The organism is Exiguobacterium sp. s64 (assembly GCF_018618035.1).
GTDB classification, from domain to species: Bacteria; Bacillota; Bacilli; order Exiguobacteriales; family Exiguobacteriaceae; genus Exiguobacterium; species Exiguobacterium mexicanum_A.
Window position 1 is genome coordinate 93267 of sequence record NZ_JACSLH010000002.1, and the last position, 23154, is coordinate 116420.

The 23154-nt window shown below is 52.9% G+C and carries 28 protein-coding genes, 1 tRNA gene and 2 riboswitches; of the genes, 11 read left to right on the forward strand and 18 right to left on the reverse strand.

All coding sequences use genetic code 11. The features are described 5' to 3' along the window. Window positions 1-4 precede the first annotated feature (4 nt). Window positions 5-433, reverse strand: a complete 429-nt coding sequence (locus tag KNP64_RS04025; RefSeq protein WP_214792012.1) for a hypothetical protein — start codon at window positions 431-433, stop codon at window positions 5-7. A 189-nt stretch (window positions 434-622) separates the two neighbouring features. Here KNP64_RS04025 and KNP64_RS04030 point away from each other — a divergent pair, with 189 nt between their 5' ends. Further along, a complete protein-coding gene (locus KNP64_RS04030) occupies window positions 623-1522 on the forward strand; it encodes an alpha/beta hydrolase (RefSeq protein ID WP_034777690.1) in 900 nt (299 codons plus the stop codon). Here the strand turns inward: KNP64_RS04030 and KNP64_RS04035 are convergent. After that, on the reverse strand, window positions 1479-2177 hold the full coding sequence (locus KNP64_RS04035) for a CPBP family intramembrane glutamic endopeptidase (protein WP_138859377.1): 699 nt from the start codon (window positions 2175-2177) through the stop codon (window positions 1479-1481). The genes KNP64_RS04030 and KNP64_RS04035 overlap by 44 nt on opposite strands. A gap of 78 nt (window positions 2178-2255) precedes the next feature. Here KNP64_RS04035 and KNP64_RS04040 point away from each other — a divergent pair, with 78 nt between their 5' ends. Both KNP64_RS04040 and KNP64_RS04045 read left to right on the forward strand, forming a co-directional pair. Further along, window positions 2256-2948 carry a lytic transglycosylase domain-containing protein gene (locus tag KNP64_RS04040; RefSeq protein ID WP_251126290.1) on the forward strand — a complete coding sequence of 231 codons (693 nt, stop codon included), beginning with the start codon at window positions 2256-2258 and terminating at the stop codon, window positions 2946-2948. 34 nt (window positions 2949-2982) lie between these two features. Beyond that, window positions 2983-3570, forward strand: a complete 588-nt coding sequence (locus KNP64_RS04045) for a DUF1643 domain-containing protein (protein ID WP_034777694.1) — start codon at window positions 2983-2985, stop codon at window positions 3568-3570. Between the two features lie 15 nt (window positions 3571-3585). Here KNP64_RS04045 and KNP64_RS04050 read toward each other — a convergent pair whose 3' ends face one another. The 9 genes from KNP64_RS04050 to KNP64_RS04090 all read right to left on the reverse strand — a co-directional run bounded on the left by KNP64_RS04050 (window position 3586) and on the right by KNP64_RS04090 (window position 12208). Beyond that, complete coding sequence (locus tag KNP64_RS04050) at window positions 3586-4320, reverse strand: energy-coupling factor transporter transmembrane component T family protein (RefSeq protein WP_214763165.1); 735 nt, start codon at window positions 4318-4320, stop codon at window positions 3586-3588. Further along, on the reverse strand, window positions 4317-5648 hold the full coding sequence (locus tag KNP64_RS04055; protein ID WP_214792010.1) for an ABC transporter ATP-binding protein: 1332 nt from the start codon (window positions 5646-5648) through the stop codon (window positions 4317-4319). The genes KNP64_RS04050 and KNP64_RS04055 overlap by 4 nt, the downstream gene beginning before the upstream one ends. Then, a complete protein-coding gene (locus tag KNP64_RS04060; protein WP_034777699.1) occupies window positions 5641-6216 on the reverse strand; it encodes an ECF transporter S component in 576 nt (191 codons plus the stop codon). The genes KNP64_RS04055 and KNP64_RS04060 overlap by 8 nt, the downstream gene beginning before the upstream one ends. Continuing rightward, on the reverse strand, window positions 6209-6802 hold the full coding sequence (locus KNP64_RS04065; protein ID WP_214792009.1) for a YkoF family thiamine/hydroxymethylpyrimidine-binding protein: 594 nt from the start codon (window positions 6800-6802) through the stop codon (window positions 6209-6211). Before KNP64_RS04065 ends, KNP64_RS04060 begins: the two co-directional genes overlap by 8 nt. A gap of 79 nt (window positions 6803-6881) precedes the next feature. After that, window positions 6882-6982, reverse strand: a riboswitch (TPP riboswitch). Between the two features lie 62 nt (window positions 6983-7044). Next, the gene (locus tag KNP64_RS04070; RefSeq protein ID WP_214792007.1) at window positions 7045-8238 is read right to left on the reverse strand and encodes a GTP-binding protein; all 1194 of its coding nucleotides are present in this window, start codon (window positions 8236-8238) and stop codon (window positions 7045-7047) included. Window positions 8239-8340: 102 nt separating this feature from the next. Beyond that, a complete protein-coding gene (locus KNP64_RS04075) occupies window positions 8341-8604 on the reverse strand; it encodes a hypothetical protein (protein ID WP_034777704.1) in 264 nt (87 codons plus the stop codon). Window positions 8605-8616: 12 nt separating this feature from the next. Then, window positions 8617-9498: an SMP-30/gluconolactonase/LRE family protein gene (locus KNP64_RS04080; RefSeq protein ID WP_034777705.1), complete on the reverse strand. Its 882-nt coding sequence runs from the start codon at window positions 9496-9498 to the stop codon at window positions 8617-8619. Between the two features lie 175 nt (window positions 9499-9673). After that, a complete protein-coding gene (rlmN, locus tag KNP64_RS04085) occupies window positions 9674-10735 on the reverse strand; it encodes a dual-specificity RNA methyltransferase RlmN (RefSeq protein WP_214763169.1) in 1062 nt (353 codons plus the stop codon). 69 nt (window positions 10736-10804) lie between these two features. Further along, window positions 10805-12208 carry an amidase family protein gene (locus tag KNP64_RS04090; RefSeq protein ID WP_251126291.1) on the reverse strand — a complete coding sequence of 468 codons (1404 nt, stop codon included), beginning with the start codon at window positions 12206-12208 and terminating at the stop codon, window positions 10805-10807. Between the two features lie 111 nt (window positions 12209-12319). Between KNP64_RS04090 and KNP64_RS04095 the strand changes: the two genes are divergently transcribed. Beyond that, window positions 12320-12481 carry a hypothetical protein gene (locus KNP64_RS04095; RefSeq protein WP_214792005.1) on the forward strand — a complete coding sequence of 54 codons (162 nt, stop codon included), beginning with the start codon at window positions 12320-12322 and terminating at the stop codon, window positions 12479-12481. A 44-nt stretch (window positions 12482-12525) separates the two neighbouring features. Continuing rightward, a riboswitch (SAM riboswitch) is annotated at window positions 12526-12626 on the forward strand. Window positions 12627-12690: 64 nt separating this feature from the next. Beyond that, window positions 12691-13203 carry a peptide-methionine (S)-S-oxide reductase MsrA gene (msrA, locus tag KNP64_RS04100; RefSeq protein ID WP_214792003.1) on the forward strand — a complete coding sequence of 171 codons (513 nt, stop codon included), beginning with the start codon at window positions 12691-12693 and terminating at the stop codon, window positions 13201-13203. Window positions 13204-13233: 30 nt separating this feature from the next. Here the strand turns inward: msrA and KNP64_RS04105 are convergent, their stop codons facing one another. After that, window positions 13234-14097: a GRP family sugar transporter gene (locus KNP64_RS04105; RefSeq protein ID WP_214792001.1), complete on the reverse strand. Its 864-nt coding sequence runs from the start codon at window positions 14095-14097 to the stop codon at window positions 13234-13236. 134 nt (window positions 14098-14231) lie between these two features. Between KNP64_RS04105 and KNP64_RS04110 the strand changes: the two genes are divergently transcribed. The 3 genes from KNP64_RS04110 (at window position 14232) to KNP64_RS04120 (ending at window position 15382) form a co-directional block, all read left to right on the forward strand. Next, window positions 14232-14304: transfer RNA gene (locus KNP64_RS04110), tRNA-Ala, on the forward strand. Between the two features lie 113 nt (window positions 14305-14417). Further along, window positions 14418-14750, forward strand: coding sequence for a four-helix bundle copper-binding protein (locus KNP64_RS04115; protein ID WP_214761383.1), 333 nt, complete (start codon window positions 14418-14420; stop codon window positions 14748-14750). A 65-nt stretch (window positions 14751-14815) separates the two neighbouring features. Then, window positions 14816-15382 (forward strand): 3'-5' exonuclease, encoded by a 567-nt coding sequence (locus tag KNP64_RS04120; protein WP_214791999.1) that lies wholly within the window; start codon window positions 14816-14818, stop codon window positions 15380-15382. A gap of 43 nt (window positions 15383-15425) precedes the next feature. Here KNP64_RS04120 and KNP64_RS04125 read toward each other — a convergent pair whose 3' ends face one another. The 5 genes from KNP64_RS04125 to KNP64_RS04145 all read right to left on the reverse strand — a co-directional run bounded on the left by KNP64_RS04125 (window position 15426) and on the right by KNP64_RS04145 (window position 20069). Continuing rightward, window positions 15426-16487 (reverse strand): bifunctional glycosyltransferase family 2/GtrA family protein, encoded by a 1062-nt coding sequence (locus KNP64_RS04125; protein WP_214791997.1) that lies wholly within the window; start codon window positions 16485-16487, stop codon window positions 15426-15428. A 102-nt stretch (window positions 16488-16589) separates the two neighbouring features. Next, a complete protein-coding gene (locus KNP64_RS04130) occupies window positions 16590-17591 on the reverse strand; it encodes a sodium:calcium antiporter (RefSeq protein WP_214791996.1) in 1002 nt (333 codons plus the stop codon). A gap of 208 nt (window positions 17592-17799) precedes the next feature. Then, window positions 17800-18654: an HD domain-containing protein gene (locus KNP64_RS04135; RefSeq protein WP_371815277.1), complete on the reverse strand. Its 855-nt coding sequence runs from the start codon at window positions 18652-18654 to the stop codon at window positions 17800-17802. A 112-nt stretch (window positions 18655-18766) separates the two neighbouring features. After that, the gene (locus KNP64_RS04140) at window positions 18767-19471 is read right to left on the reverse strand and encodes an SDR family NAD(P)-dependent oxidoreductase (RefSeq protein WP_214761373.1); all 705 of its coding nucleotides are present in this window, start codon (window positions 19469-19471) and stop codon (window positions 18767-18769) included. Between the two features lie 49 nt (window positions 19472-19520). Further along, window positions 19521-20069 (reverse strand): glycerol-3-phosphate responsive antiterminator, encoded by a 549-nt coding sequence (locus KNP64_RS04145; RefSeq protein WP_214761372.1) that lies wholly within the window; start codon window positions 20067-20069, stop codon window positions 19521-19523. 126 nt (window positions 20070-20195) lie between these two features. Between KNP64_RS04145 and KNP64_RS04150 the strand changes: the two genes are divergently transcribed. Together KNP64_RS04150 and KNP64_RS04155 are read left to right on the forward strand one after the other, a co-directional pair. Then, window positions 20196-20615 carry a GNAT family N-acetyltransferase gene (locus KNP64_RS04150; protein WP_214761371.1) on the forward strand — a complete coding sequence of 140 codons (420 nt, stop codon included), beginning with the start codon at window positions 20196-20198 and terminating at the stop codon, window positions 20613-20615. Window positions 20616-20655: 40 nt separating this feature from the next. Further along, on the forward strand, window positions 20656-21831 hold the full coding sequence (locus tag KNP64_RS04155) for a cation:proton antiporter (protein ID WP_214761370.1): 1176 nt from the start codon (window positions 20656-20658) through the stop codon (window positions 21829-21831). 43 nt (window positions 21832-21874) lie between these two features. Here the strand turns inward: KNP64_RS04155 and KNP64_RS04160 are convergent, their stop codons facing one another. Further along, a complete protein-coding gene (locus tag KNP64_RS04160) occupies window positions 21875-22495 on the reverse strand; it encodes a DedA family protein (RefSeq protein WP_214761369.1) in 621 nt (206 codons plus the stop codon). Between the two features lie 101 nt (window positions 22496-22596). Here KNP64_RS04160 and KNP64_RS04165 point away from each other — a divergent pair, with 101 nt between their 5' ends. Further along, a complete protein-coding gene (locus KNP64_RS04165; protein ID WP_214791992.1) occupies window positions 22597-23154 on the forward strand; it encodes a DNA-3-methyladenine glycosylase I in 558 nt (185 codons plus the stop codon).

The window sequence follows — 23154 nt, forward strand, 5'->3', positions numbered from 1 at the left end:
TTTGTCAGATGACGTGCGCGTGAAGTGGCTCCTCAATCGATGCACTTACGAGTTTTCCTAAATGATGCGTCAACCAGGCGTTGAAACCGATGATGAGTGTCATGTTCCCATGCTCGTCGATTCCGTCCGAATCGACCCGGATTAGTCTTTCCTCGATATGTTGCGAGACGAGAGTGATGCGGGCGAGCGCTAGGACTGATTGGAAGACCTCGTCCGCCGATGACCCAATCGCTTGCGCCACGTCCGACACGGACAGTTCGATCGGTCGTGCCGGCTCAAGCACATAGCGGTCAATCAGCACATCGAGTACCATCGCATGCTGACGATGGCCGTTGACCGGGGCACGATAGAAGGTCACCCCTTCGGCGGTCTTGTAATCCACCTGCCCCGTCAAGCACGCGTGCAGCAACTGATCCATCACCTCTCGCCCCATCGCTTCGTCTCCTCCCGCTTCACCTTGATGATTGTCTGGTTCCATCATAGCAAGACGATACTGCTCAAACGAACGGGACAATCATCGGTAAGTCCCTTGCTTAACGGCATGAACCCGCCGTCAAACTGACACTGCGCGTGAACTATCGTCACGTTTTCGGGTACAATAATGGAGAAAGGAGCGGTTCAGATGCAGAAGAGATGGAAAGTTGGACTTGCAACACTATTCACCGGCTACTATGCCATCAGTTATTATGCGTTCAAGCGCATGACGCGAGGCAAACGCAAGACACCAGAGATGCTCTTGGCCCCGTATACGAAAGAAGATCAATCGTTTTATCATGACGTGCCGTTCGAGCACGTCTCGCTCCGTTCTCAGGATGGCTATCGGCTGTATGGACGCGTCTACCGCAATGAAGGGTCGACGAAATGGATCGTGTTCGTTCACGGCTATACCGCCTCTCACAGTTTCATGGCCCCACATTTGGCGATGTTCCATCGCCTCGGGTACAACCTCCTCGCTGTCGACTTGAGATCGCACGGTGAGTCCGAGGGCGTATACGCCTCTTATGGTTACCACGAAAAGCATGACATCACCGATTGGGTCGACTGGTTGCGGGCCAATGAAGTGGTCACGGAAGTCGGATTGCACGGTGTCTCGATGGGAGCTGCCTCGATCTTACAGGCCGGACCGTTAACCGACGTCGACTTCTTGATCGCCGAATGTCCGTTTGACGACATGAGACAGCTCATGCGCCATCAGTTGAACGTGTTACACCGGTTGCCCGGGGACCTGCTCTTGCCAGGGATCAACTATTTCTTGTGGACGCGGGCCGGTTTCCGGATGCATCAAGTCCGGCCCAAATACGACCTCGCCGCGATTGACGCGCCCGTCTTGTTCATCCACGGGACGAAAGATGATTTCGTGCCGACGTGGATGTCGGTCGAGATGAACGCGCTCAACCGGCAAAACGAGTTAGCCCTCATCCATGGGGCTGAGCACACAAACTGTATCTTGAAAGATCAACCCGCCTATGAGGCGGCCGTCAGTCAGTTTCTGAATCGACGACGTGAATCGGTCCAGCGATAAGGTCGAGCAAGGCATGGACGACCATCACTGGCCATAATACCCCCATCGCCAAGTACAAATAGCCGAGTCCCCAGCCGACGATCCCGGTGACCAGAACGCCCCTGACGCCTTGATAAGCATGGGCCAACCCGAACAAGGCGCCGCCGATGAAGGCGAGTGTCAAGGATGAGACGTCAAGATAGAGACTGACGGTGTAGAGGAGCACACCACGGAATATGAATTCCTCGGTCACACCTGCCGTCCACGAGACAGCGCTCCACGCCTTCGCCTCAATATCCGTCCGCGGCAAGAGCAACCGCTCGATTTCGAGCTCATAGTACGGTCGTAACCGCCGCCGTAACCGAGACGAGGTTTTGACGAGCAAGTAAAACGCCAGCAGCACGGAGATGAGGATGGTCGTGAAAAAGAAAAACTTCCAAGCGGACATGTCCCTTTCGACCGGGGCGAATCCGAGACCGACCATGTCTGGCGGGACGCCGAACAAGAAGACGAGGGCGAGCAAAAGCAGACTGAGCCCCCACGACGACTTGACTGTCTGTTCATAGACACGTCCACGACCGAGCGTTTCGATCATCGGCTTCATCAACCGGGCGTTGAACAATTGAACGATCAACAAATACATGAGAATGATGGTAAAGACGGCCTGTTCGAGCATCTATATCCACTCCTGTCCTTCCTGTTAGCTATATGCTACACTATTCGGGTATTGTCTAGAAAGCTAGGAGGCGGAATCTTGAAACGATTGATTTTGCGACTGACCGGTCTCATGCTTGTGATCGTGCTGTGCCTCGGCGCAATCGGCTGGTTTGGTCAACATGATAAAGTGAACAACGCCCTGTACCGGGCCTATTACGGGGACCATGGCGTCCCGTCCGTCCATCGCGATGTGTATGAGGATGCCGCGGCCACGTATGACGTCGATTGGCGCTTACTTGCCGCCGTCCATCGCGTCGAGACGATTTTCTCCCATAGTTCATCGATGCGTTCATCGGTCGGGGCGATCGGACCGTTCCAATTCATGCCGCGGACGTGGCTCGGTTGGCAATATGACACGGATGATCAAAAAGGCGATGTCCCTGAGGACGAAGTCGATTTGACGGATCTCGCGCTCATCGAACAGTACGGCGGTCTCGGACGCGATGGCAACAATGATGGCAAAGCCGACCCGCACAGTCTCGTCGACTCGGCCCATACGGCCGCTTACTATTTGAGCGAGCACGGCGGGACGAAGACAGACACGACGGACTCGATTCGAAACGCCATCTTCGAGTACAACCGCAGTGAACAGTATGTCAATGATGTGATGTCGTTTTATGAGTCATATCAAACCGATGTGTCTTATTTACCGGATGACAAGGCGTCGGCAACCCAAAGTGTCGCGCGCTACACAATCCGCTACTTGGAATGGTTCGCAGGCTGGGTCTGACCCGGCACTATTTGATTAAAAGTGAGGAAACCTTATGAACACCCATATCGAGGAAGTGACGATTCGTGTCAAGTCGGTCTTCAATGAGGACAAGACGAAGCGCTACTTGCGTTCGTACGAATTCACAGATGTCGTCGACGGCGTCATCTGTGCCGTCATCATCTACTCGCCCCGGATGAGCGATGCTTTCTTGTCCGGTACGACAACGCAGCGGGCGTATATGCTCATGCGGAACCATCTCGATCAACCGATCCGTGAGATGCGCGTCATCAGCCTCGTCCCAACACTCGCCATCAATGACAATCTGCCGTACGTCGAATCGCAACTCGACGAAGTCAACTTTCATTACGTTGAGGAAACGCTCGACGAGGTCGAGGCGAGCGGAGGTATGATTATCGTCGGCTGGGGCTCTCCGGGACGCTTGATGCATCATGCCACCCCGTATAAGGCGCTCTTTGCCGATCATGAGGCGCATATGTTCTGTATCGGCACGACTTCCAAAGGCGAGCCGCAACAGATTCGTATGGCCAACGAGAACACCGTGCTCGAGGCGTTCAATAACGAATCGATCAAACCGAAATTTAGAATCGTAAAAGAGACGAAACAAGACGACTCCGAGTGAGTCGTCTTGTTTCGTTTATATGCCAATCCATACGCTCACTCCAAACAATAGGAGCAAAAGCGACGCCAACAGAAAGTCGTTCCTGGTGACGGGCACAACCTCGTACGTCGCTCGAGGTTCCCCCGTAAACCCACGTGCTTCCATCGAGAACGCGATTCGTTCCGCTTGGCGGATCGATCCAGCAAGAAGCGGAACGATTAATTTGGGGACGTGGCGGATGTGATCGAGTCTCGTCTCCAAACGTACGCCTCGTAGCGCATGCGTTTCATATAGTTGCATCAGTTCTTTTTTTAGAATCGGAAAGAAACGAAAACCGACGAAGACACTATATGCGATTTTTGGTGACAGCTTTCCTTGTTGCATCAAACTGTAGACGAACCGTTTCGGGTCCGTCGTCAGCGTGAACAGAAGCGACAAGGCTGTGAATGCCAACACACGCAAGGAGAGCGTCGCTGCTAGCATCACATTCTCGTCGGTCACATCATTGCCAAACAGCTTGAACACGACATCTCCGCTTGATTGCTTTCCAAAGACGAGCGTCGTCCACAATGTCCCGAGCGCGGTCAATAAAAATGGGATCATGTACAACCCCCATCTTCTCCAGCTCACAGCAGAGAATAGCGTTTGAAGTGTAACTGTACCGAGAAAAACAGCAAGCGGAGTCCAAGGGTTATACATGAAGGCGAGACCGAACATGAGACATGCCACGGTCAGAAATTTAATCGTCGGGTTCATCTCATGAAATGTCATCGCGATTCCTCCATCAATAAGCCGTGGGTGCGTAGTAATTCTTTTTCATCCCAGAGTGAAGCGTCATATGGCCCACTCAAGTCGCCGTCACACATCAAATAATATGTGTTCGCAATCCGCGCGAAGCTGAGGTCGTGCGTCACAAACAAAATCGTCTGGCCGGATCGTGTTCGTTCGACCATTAAGTCATATAGCGCACGAAGCGATACCTCGTCTTGTCCGGCAGTCGGTTCATCAAACGCAATCAGTTGTTTATTAGACAGCATCATCACTCCGATGGCGAGCCTTCGTTTTTGACCGTGACTAAGGGAGAGTGGATGGTGGTCACGCACTGATTCGAGCCCGAGCCGCGTTAAGACGTCCTCAATCGGGCGATTATGGCCATATGCGAGTTCTCGGGTCACATCATTCGTAACGAATAGATGCGCCGGTGATTGCGGGACGAGGCCGACTTCACGATGTTTCCGGGCTAGGCTTCGCAGCCATGTCGACTTTCCGCTACCATTTCGACCGAGCACCGCAATGAGATCACCCTCAGCGACCTTTAACTCGCTCGCTGCTAATTGAAATGTTTTTCGTTTTAAATCCGGTATGTGAAATAACATTTCCTTTCCTCGTTCAACTTTAATTGGAGAGAACGCATAATCTGGTCGGACGATGAACGGTCCATCATAGTCGATGCGCCCACTCACGAGCTTTATTTGTCGGTCAAAAAAATCACCCCATATGTATGGCCGATGCTCGATGACGACAACGTTTACGGTCTGTGCGACGCCGTCGAGCCAACGAACGAAATGATGGGCGGTCTCAGGATCGAGGTGAGCGAGCGGCTCATCGAGGAGGAGCCACTCGGGACGGCCAATCAAGGCACAAGCGACGGCAATTTGCTGCTTCTCACCCCCCGATAGGTCATGAATGGTACGGTGACGATAATCGGTCAAATGCAACGCCTCTAACATTGTGGTGACACGGGCCATCATCTCGTATCTCGCGACGGCAAAGTTTTCGAGCGTGAAAATCAATTCTTCTTCGACCGTCTGCATGACGAACTGACTGTCCGGGTCCTGAAAGACTGTTCCGACGCGCCGGTTTACTTCGCCAGCTTCATACGTATCATAAGAGCGATCGAACAAGTGCAATCTGCCCGTCAGGATGCCATCACAATTGTCCGGATAGAGACGATTCATCAAAGCGAGCAATGTTGATTTTCCCGAACCACTTGCCCCTGTAATGACCGTTCTCCCTTTTGTTAGACGTAGTGTGATATCCGTCAAGACATCGCATTTCTTGTTCGGATAACGAAATGTCAGATGTTCTGCCTCAACCATGCATACGGTCCTGTCGCGCGAGAGCATACCCATCAAGCGCGCCCGTCCGAAGCAACAAGTCGCTCAAAATCTTACCGCCCAGACCAGCAATCAACATCCCGCTCGTTGCGCGTAAAGCGAACATCGTAGCCACATATGTCGGACTGAGGGCATTGAGCCCTCCCATGACGTACGTATATGCGAAACTTGTCACAGCAGCACTGAATCCGGCGAGCATGAGCACCCAAAGATCATAGCGTTTATAACCCGTCAAAGCGAACGCCGCTTCGGCGCCGATCCCTTGAACGATCCCGACTAAAATGATGCGCGGTCCGATGGCGTTGCCAATCATCATCTCAATCGTCGCCGCAAGCACTTCGGACAAGAATGCAGCCCCAGGCTTGCGAATGATATAAGCTGCGATAATCGAGACGATGAACCATATCCCAAAAATCCATTCGTAGGCGATTGGTCCAATCAGACCGGCCCACAAGTTCCCAGCATGGACGAACGCCAAATAGACCACTGCGAACACGACCGATAAAATCGACAACAAGACGATCTCTTTTAACTTCCACGATTTAAGCATCCATACGTCCCTCGTGTGACGGACTGTTCACGCTGAACGTCACCGTCATGACGACGTGGCTTGTCTTCTGTCGGACGCGATCAAACGTCGCCTCATAGAAAGCGAACACCGGCTCGATGTCCCCATGTATACCTGAGGCGTAATGCATCGAGTCATTGAAGACACCTCGCTCTTTCGCAAAAGCGATTTCTTCGTAGATGATGTCCATATAGTCGTCATCACCGAGCGGATAGAGCGCGAACTGTGAGGAGACATATTGCGGACCGACGGGACCATTAAGCGGTTCGCTCGACACAACGAGCACTTCATCTCCGGCTGTATCCCCTGGACACCCGACCGAGAACGTCCCGCTCATCGACACATGTTCCCCTGTCTTTGTCGCGTGTGACAGCACGGCCTTAGCCACATCGAATACATGCTCACTTCGTCCACGGATGACCGTCGACACGTCATCGGTATGTCGCCAGACGTTTTGCAAATCCGTCTCCTTCAACGCCCCTTTGATGATGCTCACGAAATCAGTCGTCATCGGGCTCAGTGTAAAGCGGAACCCGACGAACGGGCTCGTTCCACATTGTTTGTTCATGTTCTATTCCCCCTTATTATGTGTACACAAAAAAGCCGCATCCATGAGAATGCGGCCACTCGTCCAATTTTAATCCATTAGAAAAAGTGCCACACTTCCTCACGCCGGTATTACCCGGATCGAGTCATAAGGGATTGGAGCCATGCTCACATCTCAGCCGAAGCACCCCTAGTGTAGTCCAATGTATGCGGTTGTTCATGCAAGAATCAGTATAGACGACCGCTTTCATTTTGTAAACGGTCTTATGAGAACGTGACGACCTCGTTCCCCGGAAGTGTGTCCCGGAGCGTCGACCAATCCAGCGCCATCTCCTCATCTGTCAGCAGACAGTGATCGAGCTCTTGTTCGATGATGGCTCGATCCATCCGCTGCCCAATCAAGACGAGCTCCGTCTGTCGGTCACCGTACGGTTCGACATAGTCGGCGGCGAGTTCCGGTTCGGCCGCGAACATGTGACGACGCTCATCTTCCGGAAGCGTCGCGAGCCAGCGCCCGGCATGTTCGAGCGTCGAGGCGTAGCCCGCTTGTGAAAACAGACAGGCGAGGTCGTTCCGGGAAGCAATCCATAAGAACCCTTTCGCGCGGACGATTTCTTCCGGAAACGCCTCAATCCAGGCATGGAGACGCTCCGGGTGGAACGGCCGACGCCGACGATAGACGAATGAACTGATGTCGTATTCTTCCGTCTCCGGCGTGTGCACATCTGTCTCAAGTTCTTGAATCCACCCGGCCGCACGCATCGCCTGTTCGAAATCGAACAAATTGACATCCAACAGCTCGGTCAATTCCACGTTCGCATGGACAGACGTCAACAGCTTCGCGGTTGGGTTGAGCGCCTTCAACAGTCCGGTCATCTCGCCGAGTTCGGTCTCGGTCACGCGATCCGCCTTGTTGAAGACGATGATATCGGCGAATTCGACTTGGTCGACGAGCAGGTCGACGACTTCGCGGACGTCCGTCGCCTCAATCGCCTGCTTGCGTTCATGGAGCGACTCGCCCAAGTTGAAATCTTTTAAGAACCGAAACGCATCGACGACGGTCACTATCGCATCAATATAGACTCGGCTCGTCAAATCGATGCCGAGGGCGTCATCGGCATATGTAAACGTTTGGGCGACCGGGATCGGCTCTGAGATACCGGACGACTCGATGATGATTCCGTCGAGGTCCCGGTCGTTCGCAAGCTCTGCTACCGCCTCGAGCAGGTCCTCACGGAGCGTGCAACAGATGCAGCCGTTCGATAGTTCGACCAACTTTTCGTCCGTCCTTGAAAAACCGCCCTGTTCAATCAATCGCTCATCGATATTCAACTCGCTCATGTCGTTGACGATGACGGCGTATTTCTTGCCCGTCCGATTGTTCAATATGTGGTTCAATAGTGTCGTCTTACCGCTTCCTAAATAACCTGACAGCACGGTGATCGGGATTCGTCTCATTCTACCCACTCATAAATCGTAATGATTACTTTTTAGATAATGACGGGTCGGTGACGTCTTGTCAAGAAAAAAACACGCCCGTTTCCGGACGTGTTCTCCTGCCTATTCTTCTAACGCCTTGCGTTCGGCCTCTGAGCGTGGATAGGCGTTCGCCTGCCACTCGGCTCGATAAATCGAGTCGAGCTGGGTCAGACCGACCTCATCCGCGTCCTTATCGGCATCCACACTCGGCGTCTCATCCCACCGCGGATTCAAATACGTATGATCGTCTTCCCGGTTCGCCTCCAACAGCTTTTGAATCCCGACCCGGGCGACCGCCGCGAGCGCCAAACCGATTCCCGCACGAACGAGCAATCGTTTTACCATCTTCGTACCTCCTTATCGACCAAACCGATAGAGCGGCATCCCTTTCACATCTGTATCAATTTTAAAGACCGAACCTGCGTCCGGATGGGCCTCGAGCGCCGCGTCATCCATTCCTTCGCGCGCCGTCGTGATCGCAAGTTGTTTCAAGTCATCACCGACGAAACAGCATGACGTGACGTTCGGGGCCGGCACGAGCACCTCGAGCACTTTTTCACCCGTCTTCGGGTTCCAGCGCGAGACGCGTCCGCCCGCAAAGTGGGCAATCCATAAAAAGCCGTCTTCATCGGATGTCATACCGTCCGGGAATCCTTCCTCATCTTTGAAATCGATGACGACTTCCCCATCCCCGAGTGTTCCTGTCTTCAAGTCGAACGGGTATTTGCGGACCGTCTCGGTCGGTGTATCGATATGGTAGAACGTCGAGTGGTCCGGAGACCATGTCAGACCGTTCGACAGCGTCAGTTCACTGAGCATGACCTCGGTCGTGCCGTCACGGTTCAAGCGATAGAGCGTCGCCTCGTTCTCCTCGTCGTTGAGATGAAGCGTCCCGGCAAAGATTCGTCCGTACGGGTCGGCCTTTCCGTCGTTGAAGCGAAGATCACCTTCCGGGTCATCGAGTTCGACGAGTTTATCGAGTCGCTTCGATCCCTCGTCCCATTCATAGATGCCGTCTTTCAAGCCGACGACGACGCCGTCTGTCACTTTCGGGACCGCAAACCCGATCTGTTGTCCCATATCGAACGATGACAGCTCGTCTTCCTTTTCGTCGTACCACCAAAGTGTGTGTCCTTCGATGTCGACCCAATAGAACCGTTTCAGTTCAGCATCCCAACATGGGCCTTCCCCAAGTGTATTTCTGACTCGAATCCATAACGCCGCGTTTACTGTCTCCATTGAATTGCCTCCACTCTCTACATTGATTTCAACTGACTATTCCCTGAGCGGATGAGGTCTATTCAAGATTTTTCAAAATCGTTCCGCAGAGTCGTGGGCGATGTCCGTTTTTTCCTTCGTCGGAGCGGCTCTATGAAAAAAAAACTCCTTGAATCATTCGATTCAAGGAGTCCACTTATTTCGCACCTTCGACGTTCATATGTTTACTGCGCAACTGGCCGCATGCCGCATCGATGTCAGTCCCGTGCTCAAGGCGGACACCGGTGTTGATGCCACGCTTCTTCAAGACATCATAGAACGCCATGATGTCCTCCGAGGTACTGCGCTCGTATTGGATATGCTCGTTGACCGGGTTATACGGGATCAAGTTGACGTACGACTTGTCCTTGATATCGTCGATGAGGTCCGCCAATTCCTCAGCGTGCTCCGGCAAATCGTTCACTTTCGACAGGAGAATATATTCGAACGTGATTCGTTTGTTCGTCTTCTCGACGTAATACCGGATGGCCGGCATGAGCTTGTCGAGCGGGAACGCCCGGTTGATTTTCATGATTTGCGTCCGTAGCGCGTCGTTAGGCGCATGGAGCGACAGCGCCAAGTTGATGCGCAAATCGAGGTCCGCGAACTTGTAAATCTTGTCGGCAAGTCCGCTCGTCGAGACGTTGATTTTACGCGGGGCGATCGCGAGACCGCGCTCGTCCTTGACGACACGCAGGAAGTCGACCAAGTTGTCAAAGTTATCGAACGGTTCGCCGATTCCCATGACGACGATATGGCTGACCCGGGCCCCTTCGCCGACTTCGTCCAAGTAGTGTTGCACGGTCATAATTTGTTCGACGACTTCGCCCGCTGTCAAATCACGTGTCTTCTTCAAGAGACCGCTCGCACAGAAGCTGCAGCCGATATTGCACCCGACCTGCGTTGTTACACAGACCGAACGGCCGTACTTATGTCGCATGAGCACAGTCTCGATATAGTGCCCGTCGTGTAGTTTAAGTAAAAATTTGACCGTCCCGTCGCCCGCCTCTTGTTTGACGAACAGGTCTTGCGTCGAGATGACGTATTCGGCGGCGAGCGCCTCACGCACCTCGGCCCGTACCGAGATGTCCTCGATTTGTTTCACTCGGTCGATGTAGAGCGAGTCCCAGATTTGTCTCGCATGGAAAGCGCTGTATCCCCAAGAGACACACGCTTCTGTCAGCTGATCGAACGTCAGCCCGTATATAGATGGTTTCATTGCTATCTGTCCTTTCTTCAATCCGCATACGTACCATTGTAGCGGACGTGGACGACGGGTGCAACGTTCTTATAACGGTGGAACGGGACGCGAAATATGTCGCTCGAACGCATACGCCAGACGGATCAAGTCACGTTCGGCATAACTCGTCCCGGTGAACGATAGGCCGAACGGCGCCCCACTCGCTTTCAAGCGATATGGGATCGTGATGGTCGGATGCCCGGCTTTTGCCGCCATGTCATAGTTCAAATCGTGAGGCAAGACGAGCGCGTGCAACTGTTGTTCGTTTAATAGGCGGTCGAGTCCGTCCGTCTTGGCGTCACGCACGTCATCGAGCCGGCGCGTCAAATAGGCCGCCTCGATGAGACGTCCCGACAATCTTTCCGCCTTTTCGAACGTCTTTTGTCCGTGCGGGATCGTCTCAGGATGTCTGTTGTTCCAGTCCATCAAATCAGACAACGTCTCGTATGGGAGTGTCGTCGTGGCCAGGTACGCCTCGATCCCGAGTTTGAACTCGTGGTACAAAATATCGCCTTGGTCGAGCGTATCATGGGCGGGCAGCTCGACTTCGACAAGGTCGATGCCGCTCTGTTTCAACAGCTCGGTCGCCTCACCGTATAATGCTTGTTCTTCTGCTGATAAATCAGCCTTGACGATCCCGACACGCATCCCGACCGCTTGGCGCTCGTCGAGGCACGTCCGATACGGCGGACCGGCCGGGAGGTTGAGTGTCGCCGGGTCCGCCGGGTCTTCCCCTACCATCACCTCAAGTGCCCTTACCGCGTCTTCGAGCGTTCGTGCCATCGGTCCCGCCGTGTCTTGCGACCGCGAGATCGGGATGATGCCACTCCGACTGATGAGGCCGACGGTCGGTTTGATGCCGACGATGCCATTGTGCACGCTCGGATGGATGATGGAGCCGCTCGTCTCGCTACCGACAGCGAGCAGTGTCAGGTTCGCTGCAACCGCAGAGGCCGAACCTGAGCTCGAACCTCCGACATCGAGCTTATCCCCATATGGATTGAGCGCCTGCCCACCGACGCCGCTCCAGCCGTTCGGCATGCCCTCGGTCAAAAAGTTGGCCCATTCGGACAAGTTCGCTTTCCCGAGGATGATGGCCCCGCTCGCTCGCAGGTTTTGGACGAGATGGGCGTCCCGGCCTGCGAAGTGATGCGCGAGTGCGACGGCCCCGGCCGTCGTCTTCATGAGTCCGGCTGTCTCGACATTGTCTTTGATCAAGACAGGAATGCCGAGTAGCGGCAAGCGTAGCCCGCGACGAAATGCCCGGTCAGCCGACTCGGCCTCGAACAAGACGTCCGGGTTCACTTGAATGACCGCCTTCAGTTTGTCGTTGAACTGGGCGATCCGGGTCAAATAATAGGCCGTCACGTCACGCGCCGTGAACGTTCCTTCTTTATATCCGCGATGGGCGGTTTCGATATCGAGTTCCATAAAATCAAATGTGTCAGTCATATTGATTCCTCCTTTGGTCACTCGATGGTATTCGCTATCGACATTTGATTTCCTGTTTTCGTTCGCCAACGAATGTGTAACTTGGTACACTGAAAGAAAAGGGAGGTTACTATGAACCGTTCGTACGTGCTCGTCTTGCTTGCCGTGTTCGCTCTGTTTTTCTTGCAACTGTATGCCGGCGACCTGCCGTTCGTCTTGCCAATCTCAATCGGGCTCATCGTTTTGATTATCGGTGCCACTTTGCTGAAACTCCGACGAAAATCAAATCGTTGACGTCACTTCGAGGCAGATGGTATGATGCTGTCACCAACTACATATCGATATCTTGAGTGAACGAGAGACCTGGCTCTATGACTTCACAGCAACCTGCTTCGGCAAGGTGCTACTTCCAGCAAGGCGTAAGCCTTGGCCGATATGACAGAGCGCTCATGTCGATGACATGGGCGCTTTTTTTTGGGAATTAACCTAAGGGGGACAAGATAATGGAGAAAGCAACATTCGCAGGTGGGTGTTTTTGGTGCATGGTGACGCCGTTCGAGGAACAACCTGGCATCGAATCGATCGTATCGGGTTATACGGGAGGTCACGTCGACGATCCGACGTATGAACAAGTGAAGACAGGGACGACGGGACACTACGAGGTCGTCGAGATCACGTTCGATCCGACGCTGTTCGCATATGAGCGACTGCTCGAACTGTATTGGATTCAGACCGATCCGACCGACGACGGCGGCCAGTTCCAAGACCGAGGCAGCCAATATGCGCCGGCCATCTTCTATCATACGGCGGAGCAGCGCATCGCGGCCGAGAAGAGCCGGGACGAGCTCGCGGCGAGCGGACGCTTCAAACAGCCAATCGTCACGAAAATCTTGCCGGCTGATGTGTTCTATCCGGCCGAGGAGTACCATCAAGACTTCCATAAAAAAAATCCGGCCCACTATAAAGAGGACCGGAAGAAATCTGGGCGCGACGCATTCATCGAGCAAGCCTGGTAAGCAAAAAGACGGGTCGCTGGACCCGTCTTTTTAGCTTTTCGCAATCCCGAGCATGAATCCGGCCACGACGATTAGCCCGATTCCCATAAAGACGAAGACACGTTCTTTCGTCGTCTTCTTTTCTTTCAATAGATAAATTCCGCCGAGTGTCGCCACGACGACGTTCAATTGGGATAAGGCGAATGACGTCGCGATGCCGACCTCACCGCTCGAGACGAACAGACCGAAGTTCCCGATTCCCCAGGCCAGACCGGCCAAGATGTTTTTGAACGTCTTCGGATCGAACTTTTTGACGTCTTTCTCACGCAGGCTGAACAACAGTGCCGCGATGAACATCCCGACCGATTGCGGCAAGATGGCCGTGATACCGTCGACCTCGAAATAGTTCGTCAAGACGGCGTACGTCACGTACCCGATACTCGACACGAGCAGGACGAGCAAGCCTTTTTTCAAGGCGCCGCTGCTGTCGCTGTCTTTCTTCTGTTGATACGACGTCAGCGCCGCCCCGATGATAATCAACACGAGCGCCGAGAACCCGAGCCACAGTTCGGTCGACGTCTGCCAATCACCGAGCACGATGACGCCGAACAAGGACGTCCCGACGAGTTGCATGCCGGTGCTGATCGGCATCGCTTTCGATACACTTAAAATTTGGAACGATTGGAACTGTAAATATTGACCAAGTGCCCAGAACACACCGGAGATGAAACCGGTCACGAGCGCGAGAGTCGTGAACTCCGGACTGAAGACGAGTGCGATGATGACCGCCATCACCATCGCCCCAATCGTCGTCCCAATCAACTGTTGAATCGGCTTACCGCCGACTTTTGAAACGATGAGCGGGATACTCCCCCACATCAAGGCAGGTAAGAGTGCGAGTAAAATCATTTCCATGGATGACACCTGCTTTCGTAGAATAATATTACTCATGATTTTCCCACGTTTTGGCCGGATTAAACTTTGTTCAAAAAAATTTAAAAATACCCATTGCCAAATGTTTTACTAGGATGATATAATAATTTTCGAACGGGGCATTAGCTCAGCTGGGAGAGCGCCACGCTGGCAGCGTGGAGGTCAGCGGTTCGAGCCCGCTATGCTCCATTATCGAAGTCACCACTCATTTGAGGGGTGACTTTTTTGCGTCTGTGCCCGGTTTAAGTCACCTGGTAGCGGGTAATGATTGTAAGACATCATTATTCTAAGGGGGACTTACTATGGATCGTGTCTCTGTCGAAGAGACCGTTTTAGCCGTCATCGACTGCATGCGGGCAAGCAATCACTGTTTCTCAAAATGTTTACAAGAAGAGGATTTATTGATGGTCGCCGAATGCATCCGGCTCACGAAAGAATGTTCGGAGGTATGCGCCCTCGCCTTGAACGCACTCGAGACGGATTCGGCCTTCATGAAACCAATCGGTGCACTCTGTGCGCAGGTGTGTGACACATGTGCCGTCGAATGTGGCCGGCACTTGCACGACCATTGTCAACGCTGCGCCGAGGCGTGTCTGCGCTGTGCCGAGGCGTGCCGGAACTTGGCAGCCGCATAATCGCTTTTTAGTCTAACGATATGTTAGACTTTTTTTATACTTGTTTTTAGAGAAAGGGACCGATTATGTCACATTCCATCCTTGCCATCGACGTCGAGACGGCCAACCGCGATAGTCGCAGCATCTGCTCTGTCGGCTGGAGCCTGCTCGTCGACGGTGAAATCATCGAGACGAACCAACTGCTCGTCAATCCAGAAGAAGACTTTGACGCTGGTAATATCCGCGTCCACGGCATCCGGCCAAGTGACGTCTGGGATGCGCCGGCGTTACCCGAGGTGCTCGAACAGCTCTATCCGACGTTCCGACACGTCGACCTCGTCATGGCGCACAACGCTTCATTCGATATGGGCGCTTTCAAAAAAGCAATCGCCAAATATGATTTATATACGTTCCCGACAATCGAGTACGGTTGTACCGTCAAGCTGTCGCGAAAACTATACCCCGGACTTCCGAATCACAAGCTGAACACGATGGCGGAATATTTGAACGTCCCGTTCATCCACCACGATGCGGCTGAGGATGCCCGCGTCTGCGCCCTGCTCATGCGTGACATGATGCAGAAGACCGGCATTGATGACCCGCGTGAGTTGCACCGGTATACGTCGGTCAAGCTCGGGAAGCTCGCCTATTAAACTACATGTACGTCAGACAGGCCAAGACAATCGTCTTGGCCTGTCACCGTTTAAAGATCCATCTTTTTTGGACGTAATAACTGAGGACGAACAAGAGACTGTCGACGAGCACTTTAATCCATACTTCCCCGTCCCGAATCACCAGGAACAATACATAGACGAGACCGGCCGACAATGCCATCTGTACGCCGACGAGCCCGAAATACTTCGGCATCGCCCGTCTCGCTTTCGAGTGGAACACGACTTTTCGGTTCACGACATAATTGAATAAGGACGAGATGATGCGGGCCAATACCGTCGCAATCAAGACATGGGTCGTCTCGAACCACGGATTCAATAAAAAGATGAATAAGGCATAGGCGCCGATGTCTAATAAAAATGAAGCGACCGAGGATAATGAATATGCCAAAAACATGCGATAAATCAGAATCGAGTCGATGACCGGACGAAAATGAGATGAGGCGTTCTCAGCCACATACACGGTTTGAATCGGGATCTGTTGAATCGGAACTTGCCAACGTCTCGTGAACGTCAACATGTTCATCTCGAACTCATAGCGGTTCCCTGGCACATCCAGCAACTGTTCCGCATAACGCAGTGGGACCGCCCGCAAACCGGTCTGCGTGTCTTTCAACCGGAGTCCGCTGCCGACGAGCATGACACCACGTGTCATCTGGTTCCCGAATCGGCTCCGAAACGGGATGTGCGCCCCAGAGAAATCACGGCAACCCATGACCAGATGATGCGGCCGATGAAGTCCCGCCTCATATACATGGCGGACATCTTCCGGCAGGTGTTGCCCATCGGCATCGACAGTGATGACCCCGTGCGTGTCCGGGAACTGTTCGACGACGTGACGGATCCCCGTCTTCAACGCTGCGCCCTTGCCCTGATTCCGCTCATGGATGAGGATGGACGTCACCCACTTCCCGACTTCTTCAAATACAGGCTGGGACGTCTCGACACTTCCATCGTTCACGACGATGACATGGACAAACCCAATCTCTTTCAGCTCACGGACAAGTGTGACGAGCGCTTGATCCGGATTATAGGCCGGAATCACGACGACATACTCATCTAAACGTTCCACAGAGTGCATTTGCATCGCCACCCCTCCTTCCCTCCTTCTATACCCAAGACGATGAAAAGTGATTCCTCGAAACCAAGTAAACAAAAAACACGGTGTCTCGGAGGACACCGTGCCAGATTAACCGATGAAGATGAAGTAAGACGAAGCGAAGTAGACGAGCACGACGAGCACTGACGGCAAGACATAGCGGAACTTTGATGTCACGTCTTTACGTAGGAGCGTATACATGACCAATACCGACAAAATCGTGATGCCGATTGCTGTCACCAAGTGAGACGCCGACACGTCGGCCAGAATCGAACCGTTGCGGTAAAACACGTCCGACATGGCGATGATGAGCATGTTGAAGATGTTACTTCCTAAAATCGAACCGAACGCCAAGTTGACGTTCCCAAGCTTCAAGGCGACGAAGACGGAGACCGCTTCCGGGAGCGAGGTCGTCGCGGCAATCAAGAAGCTACCGACGAAGCTCGAACCGAGGCCCGTGACGACGGCGATTTGATCACCCAACACCGAGAGAGCCGTCCCGGCCGCCATGATGACGAGGGCGGCGATGATGAAGCCGATGACCGCACGTTTGACCGTGATTGAACTCGTCGCGCTGGCGCCGACTTTTTGTACGGCCTCGTGGGCAGCCTTCCGCTCAACGGCAGGTTGTTGCGGGCGTTTTCCGATATAGTAAATCCCGATTCCGTACAATGCCGCAATCAACAAAGCATCAATCCCGATGCCGAGAATCGTGAAATCGATGCGCACGATCAGGGCAATCATCGTGACGAGCGTCAACATGAGACCGAGACCGGCCGTATAGAGATGATCTCGGTTTGCCTCATTGAACAGGCGTTTCTGACGATAGAACAGATCGAACATCGCCAAGATGAAGATGTTGAACAAGTTTGACCCGAGCATGTTCCCGATGGCGATATCCGGGTTGTTAATCATGACGGCCGAGACGCTTGTCGTCACTTCCGGCAACGATGTCGCACCGGCTAGCAACACGGTCCCGACCAGCATCCCGCTCATCGTCGACTTCTCACTGATGACGTCAGCGTAAGTCGAGAGTTTCATGGCGGCGTACACGGTGATGGCAGCGGCCAAGATGAAATAAATAAATACCATTTGAATAAATCTCCCCTTTTCATGAATTCAAAAAGACCTTTTTATGGACGCCGAAAAAAACATCCATAAAAAGGTCTTGCGGACTTGGTAAGAAGCTCGATGGACCGAGTGCGTTGCACCGTAATGACGACCCATCGACCACAGCTGTGGTCGCTACTCCCCCTCTTATGTTCACGACGAATATATCACGTTACAATTCATTTGACAATCATTTGACCTTTAAATGTCCGACGACATCATCGATGGGCATCGCCGTCCGGTAAGACAGTTCATCGATCGCTTGAAGCATCGGGAGCGGCAATGGTTCCCAGAGTCCCGCTTCCTTCAATTGAGCGGACAAGCCGTCAAGCTCTGGTTGATTGACGTCCGTACCGTGACGATAGCACTCGCGCATCGTCTCATGTATCTCGTAGGCGGTCTGACAGAGCGTCGTCGTTTCTTGGAGCCAATCCTCTTCGTGGAATCCTCGCTGGATGACGTCAAATAATTTTCCGAGTTTGGCGAACCGTTCGTCGGCGACGCCGTAAAACAATAAGTTCAACTCGGTCTCGAACGACTCGATGAGCGTCGTCGTCTGACGGAACGGTTTGAACGCTTGCAACAGCTCGTGATAATACCATGACTGGTCGCGGAGCGGTCGTCTGAACCGGTCCCACACTTGTCTCCCGGCAGACTCGACGTCGAGTCGTATCGAACGAAGATTATGTAGCTTGTCCGCCGCCAAGAGCGCCACTTCGTCGTACTGCATCGTCTGCACGTGCTGAACCGTCATCCGTTTCCGTTCCTCCCACGAAAGATGCTTCCCGGGTTCGGACACCGCTTCGACGAGTCGTCTCACTTCACTTCCGAACCGTTCCTCGATTTCTTCAGGGGACGTCAACGTGTCTTCGAGCAAATCATGGAGCAGGCCGGCCGCCACGACCGGGACAGGTTGTCGGTCTTCGACGAGCAGCATCGACACGGCGACGGGATGGGTCAAGTAGGGAATATTCGTTCCTTTTCGAAACTGTCCGTCGTGTTGGACGGCCGCGAATCGGAGTGCCTCTTCAATCAACTGGTGCACGGCGATTCCTCCTTCAATGGGTTCATAATATGTCCCCATCCTTTACCCGCGACTAGTCCCATCTACTCATATCATGAATTAAAACATAGGGTAATGGTCCTGTTTCTTCCGATTACGGCTCGTAAATCATCTTTTTCGTCATTCCGCCGTCGACGACGAGGTTATGCCCGTTGACGAAATCGTTCTGTTCATCAATTAAATAAGCGACCGCACGGACGATATCGTCCGGTTTTCCGACCCGGCCCGACGGATGTTGCGCATGGTCGATGTTACGGAGTGCCTCATCCGACGTGTGAATCCAACCGGGACTGATCGCATTCACCGTAATCGGGCGCTCCGCGAGCGATACCGCCATCGATTGGGTCAATGACACGATGCCGCCTTTCGACGCGCCGTACGCTTCCCAATCGGGCTCGTTTTGAAGTGAGCGCGTCGAGGCCAGGTTGATGATGCGGCCATATCCCGCTCCCTCGTTCAACGATAAGAACGCTTTGGCACAAGCGAACGTCCCGACAAGGTTGACGTCAATCACTTGCTTGAACGTCTCGACGTCAAGTTCGGCCATCGGTTTGACGAGCGAGGAGACGCCGCCATTATTGATCAGCACGTGAGCGACACCGACTTTGCGCTGAATGTCGGCGAATACGCGAGCGATTGCCCCATGGTCACCCAAATCCAGCTCGTGAAACGTCACTCCGTCCAGTTGCGGATCATCGCCTTTATCGAGTCCGATGACGTGATACATGTCGCGGAAATGACGTGCCAATTCATGTCCAATCCCTTGGCTGACACCTGTGATAATCATAACTTGTTTCATATACATCCCTCCTGCAAAATCACATACCCGGATTCGATGGATTTGATTCCTATCCGTTCGTCCAAAGCCGTTGGTCGGACGTCGTCACGACCGTCGCACCGGCCTCGAGGGCGGCCTCGACTTCCTCGGTCGACGAAATCAGTCCGCCGGCAAAGACCGGGATTCCGGTTTCCGCCTTCACGGCCCGGATATATTTCGGGACGAGACCCGGTAACACTTCAATATAGTCCGGTTGCGTCCGCTTGATGAGGCGATAGCTTCGCTCGAGCGAGCTCGAATCGATTAAAAACAAACGTTGGACCGTTTTGACCTGTTTTTGCTTCGCTTTTAAAATGACGCTTCCTTTCGTCGAGATGATGCCATAAGGACGATACGTCTGGCAAATATACTCGGTCGCATACTCATCTGCCTTCAATCCTTGAATCAAGTCGAGATGGACGAAGACGTGTTTATTGTGAGCCGCCAATAACTGAAACACGGCATCGAGCCGGGCGACGTGCACTTCGAGCAGGACACCGATGTTAAACGGGCCTTTTACAAATTTTTCGAGGTCTCGCATATCACGCAGGGCGGGTAAAATCGTTTGACCTTCTATCATCTGAACACGTCCTTTTTTTCATATCCTGGTTTCATTATTTGAATAACGCGGACCGGAAATCAAGGTTTACCGATTCAATATAGCGGGAAAATAATTTTAACTTGTGTACAGAGAGGAAGTAGCGATATGGTCAATGAAGTGGAAGTACGAATCGAGACACCGACACCGGAGGAACATCAGCGCCTGCGGGTCATCGCCGGGATGCCGAAACGTTCCGACTCGGGAACTGTGAAAGGGCTGGCCAACACGTTATATGGCGTTTGTCTGTATAAAGACGATCACATGGTCGGGATGGGCCGTGTCGTTGGCGACGGCGGTATGGTGTTCCACCTTGTCGATATCGTCGTCGACCCGGAGTGTCAGGGGCTCGGGCTCGGAAAATTGATCATGGAGCATTTGATGGCCTGGATTATGCAGGAGGCGGACGAGACGGCTATCATCAGTCTCATCGCAGACATCCCGGCAGACGGACTGTACCGTCAATTCGGCTTCGACTATTCTCGTCCGGAATCGGTCGGGATGGAATACCAATGGAACCGAGACTGATTCGTTACCCAGTAATCCTGTCTGATATCTGGTGTGTCATATGGAACTAAATATGATCGTCTTGCTCGGTTTAGCGTTAGCCGTCATTTCCGTGCTCAGTCTCATCATCGAGCGGTTATTCTTCCCAAGTATTCTTGCCTTTATTGCAATCGGCGTCGTCGTCGGCTTTTTCTGGGACGGAAACGAGGTCTTTAAAATCGCCGGCGAAATCGGGATTATCCTGTTATTCTTTTTACTCGGTTTGAAGTTTCCGCTCGGCGAGTTGATGAAGCGCCTCAAACGGGTATGGAAGGCAGGCGTTTTGGATATTTTGCTCGCCTTTGGCGTCACGATTGGGATTGCCCTGCTGTTCGGACTCGATTTTTCACAATCTTTTTTAATCGGTGCCGTCTTATTTGCGACGAGCTCGTCGATTTCGGCACGCCTGCTCGAACGACATGCCGATAAGCATGAAGATGTGAAAGAGTTCGTCCTGGCGTTACTCATTTTCGAGGATATGTTCGCCCCGCTCATTTTGACCGTCGCGCCGTTCATCATCCAAGATGAGCCGATTGAAGTGTCCGATATCGGGAAAGTCTTCGCTGGGTTTCTCATCTTCGGCGTGTTGCTCTTTATCGGATCGCGCTTCGTTAAAAAACAACCAAAGATCACCAAACATCTGTTGCGGCAAGATGACGCGAGCATTGGCTTGATCGGCTTGATTCTCTTTTTCGCCGGAATCGGGATGGTGTTCGGACTGTCTGAGATTCTCGGTGCGTTCATCGCCGGGATTATGCTGGCGGGCATCCACGACGTGCGCCCGTTGAAACGGTTGACCGTCCCCGTTCGCGATTTGTTTTTACCGATTTTCTTCATCTCGTTCGGAATTTCAATCAACTTGGAACAAGGCGTCATCGTCAACGCGCTCTTCTTCGTTTTAATCGTCTGGGGTGTGTTATCGAAATGGATCGTCGGCCGCGTCGGGGGCCGTCTGTATGGCCTGACACGTATTCAAGCCAACGAGGCGGGTTTCTCGCTCGCTCCGCGCGGGGAGTTCTCGATTCTGTTCACAGCCTTGTCGAACGGGGCAATCAACTTGTTCGTCGGGCTATATATCTTTGTCTCGGCCATCATCGGAATCGTTTTGTTCCGTTTCTCTGAGATTTTAGCGGCGAAGACGGAGGAAAAACTTGAAAGAGTCTTGCCTGACGAGAACAAGGATGATGCAAATCGATGAAACGACAAGGACCGATCTTCGTATGAGGATCGGTCCTTGTCGTTTAGAATGAAGAGGCCTGTTTCTTCTTGCGTTTTTTGCGCCAAATGAAAAACACGATTACCCCGACGGCCAGAAGTCCGTAAATGGCATACGAATACACATCCAAATAGCTTAAAATCGATTCCCAGTTCTCGCCGACACGAATGCCGATATAGATGAGAATCGTATTCCAAATTACCGTCCCCGCCGTACTGAGCAATAAAAATTTCAAGAACGGCATATTCGACATACCGGCCGGGATTGAAATCAAACTCCTCACGACCGGCATCAAGCGGCCAAAGAACACCATCCATCCCCCGTATTTATCGAACCAGGCGTCGGCCCGATGCACGTCCGCAATGTCGAGCCGAATCCATTTGCCGTAGCGTTTCGTCCATTTTTCGATCTGTTCGACATCCAAATAAAGTCCGATACCATACAACAGGACCGCTCCTAGGATGGCGCCTGCCGTCGCTGCGAAGATGACGAGCGGGACGATCAAATCGGTCTTCACGGCGAAAAATCCGCCGAACAAGAGGACGACTTCCGAAGGAATCGGCGGGAACACGTTCTCAATAAAGATCATGAACGCGATACCGAAGTAACCGAACTGTTCAATGACCTGGATCATCCAGTCTCTCATGTGCTTCACCCTCCAATAGTTCCTACTATACCCGTAACGCCCGGTCAAAAACCGAAGCAACATGTTAAAATGAAGTACTTGAAAGAAAGCGAGGACATGACATGACTGAAGTTACGCGTTGCCCATGGTGCGGCACCGACCCGTTGTACGTTCGTTATCACGATGAGGAATGGGGCAAACCCGTCCATGATGATCAAAAGCACTTCGAATGTTTGACGCTCGAGAGCGCCCAGGCCGGTCTCAGCTGGATCACCATCTTACGCAAACGCGAGCATTATCGTGACGCCTATGCCGGGTTTGACGTCACGACCGTCGCGACGTTCGACGAAGCGGACGTGGAACGGTTGCTGACCAATCCCGGCCTCGTCCGGAACCGACGAAAAATCGAGGCGTCCATCAATAACGCCAAGCGATTTCTCGAGATTCAACGAGAGTTCGGGACGTTCGATGCCTACATTTGGTCGTTCGTCGACAACACGGTGATTCGCAACGAGTGGGAATTGACCGACGACATCCCTGCCACGACCGAATTGTCCCATCAAGTGAGCAAGGACTTGAAACGTCGCGGATTCAAATTTTTAGGACCGACGACGGTCTATGCCCACCTTCAGGCGACAGGCCTCGTCAACGACCATCTCACATCTTGCTTCGCCAAATAA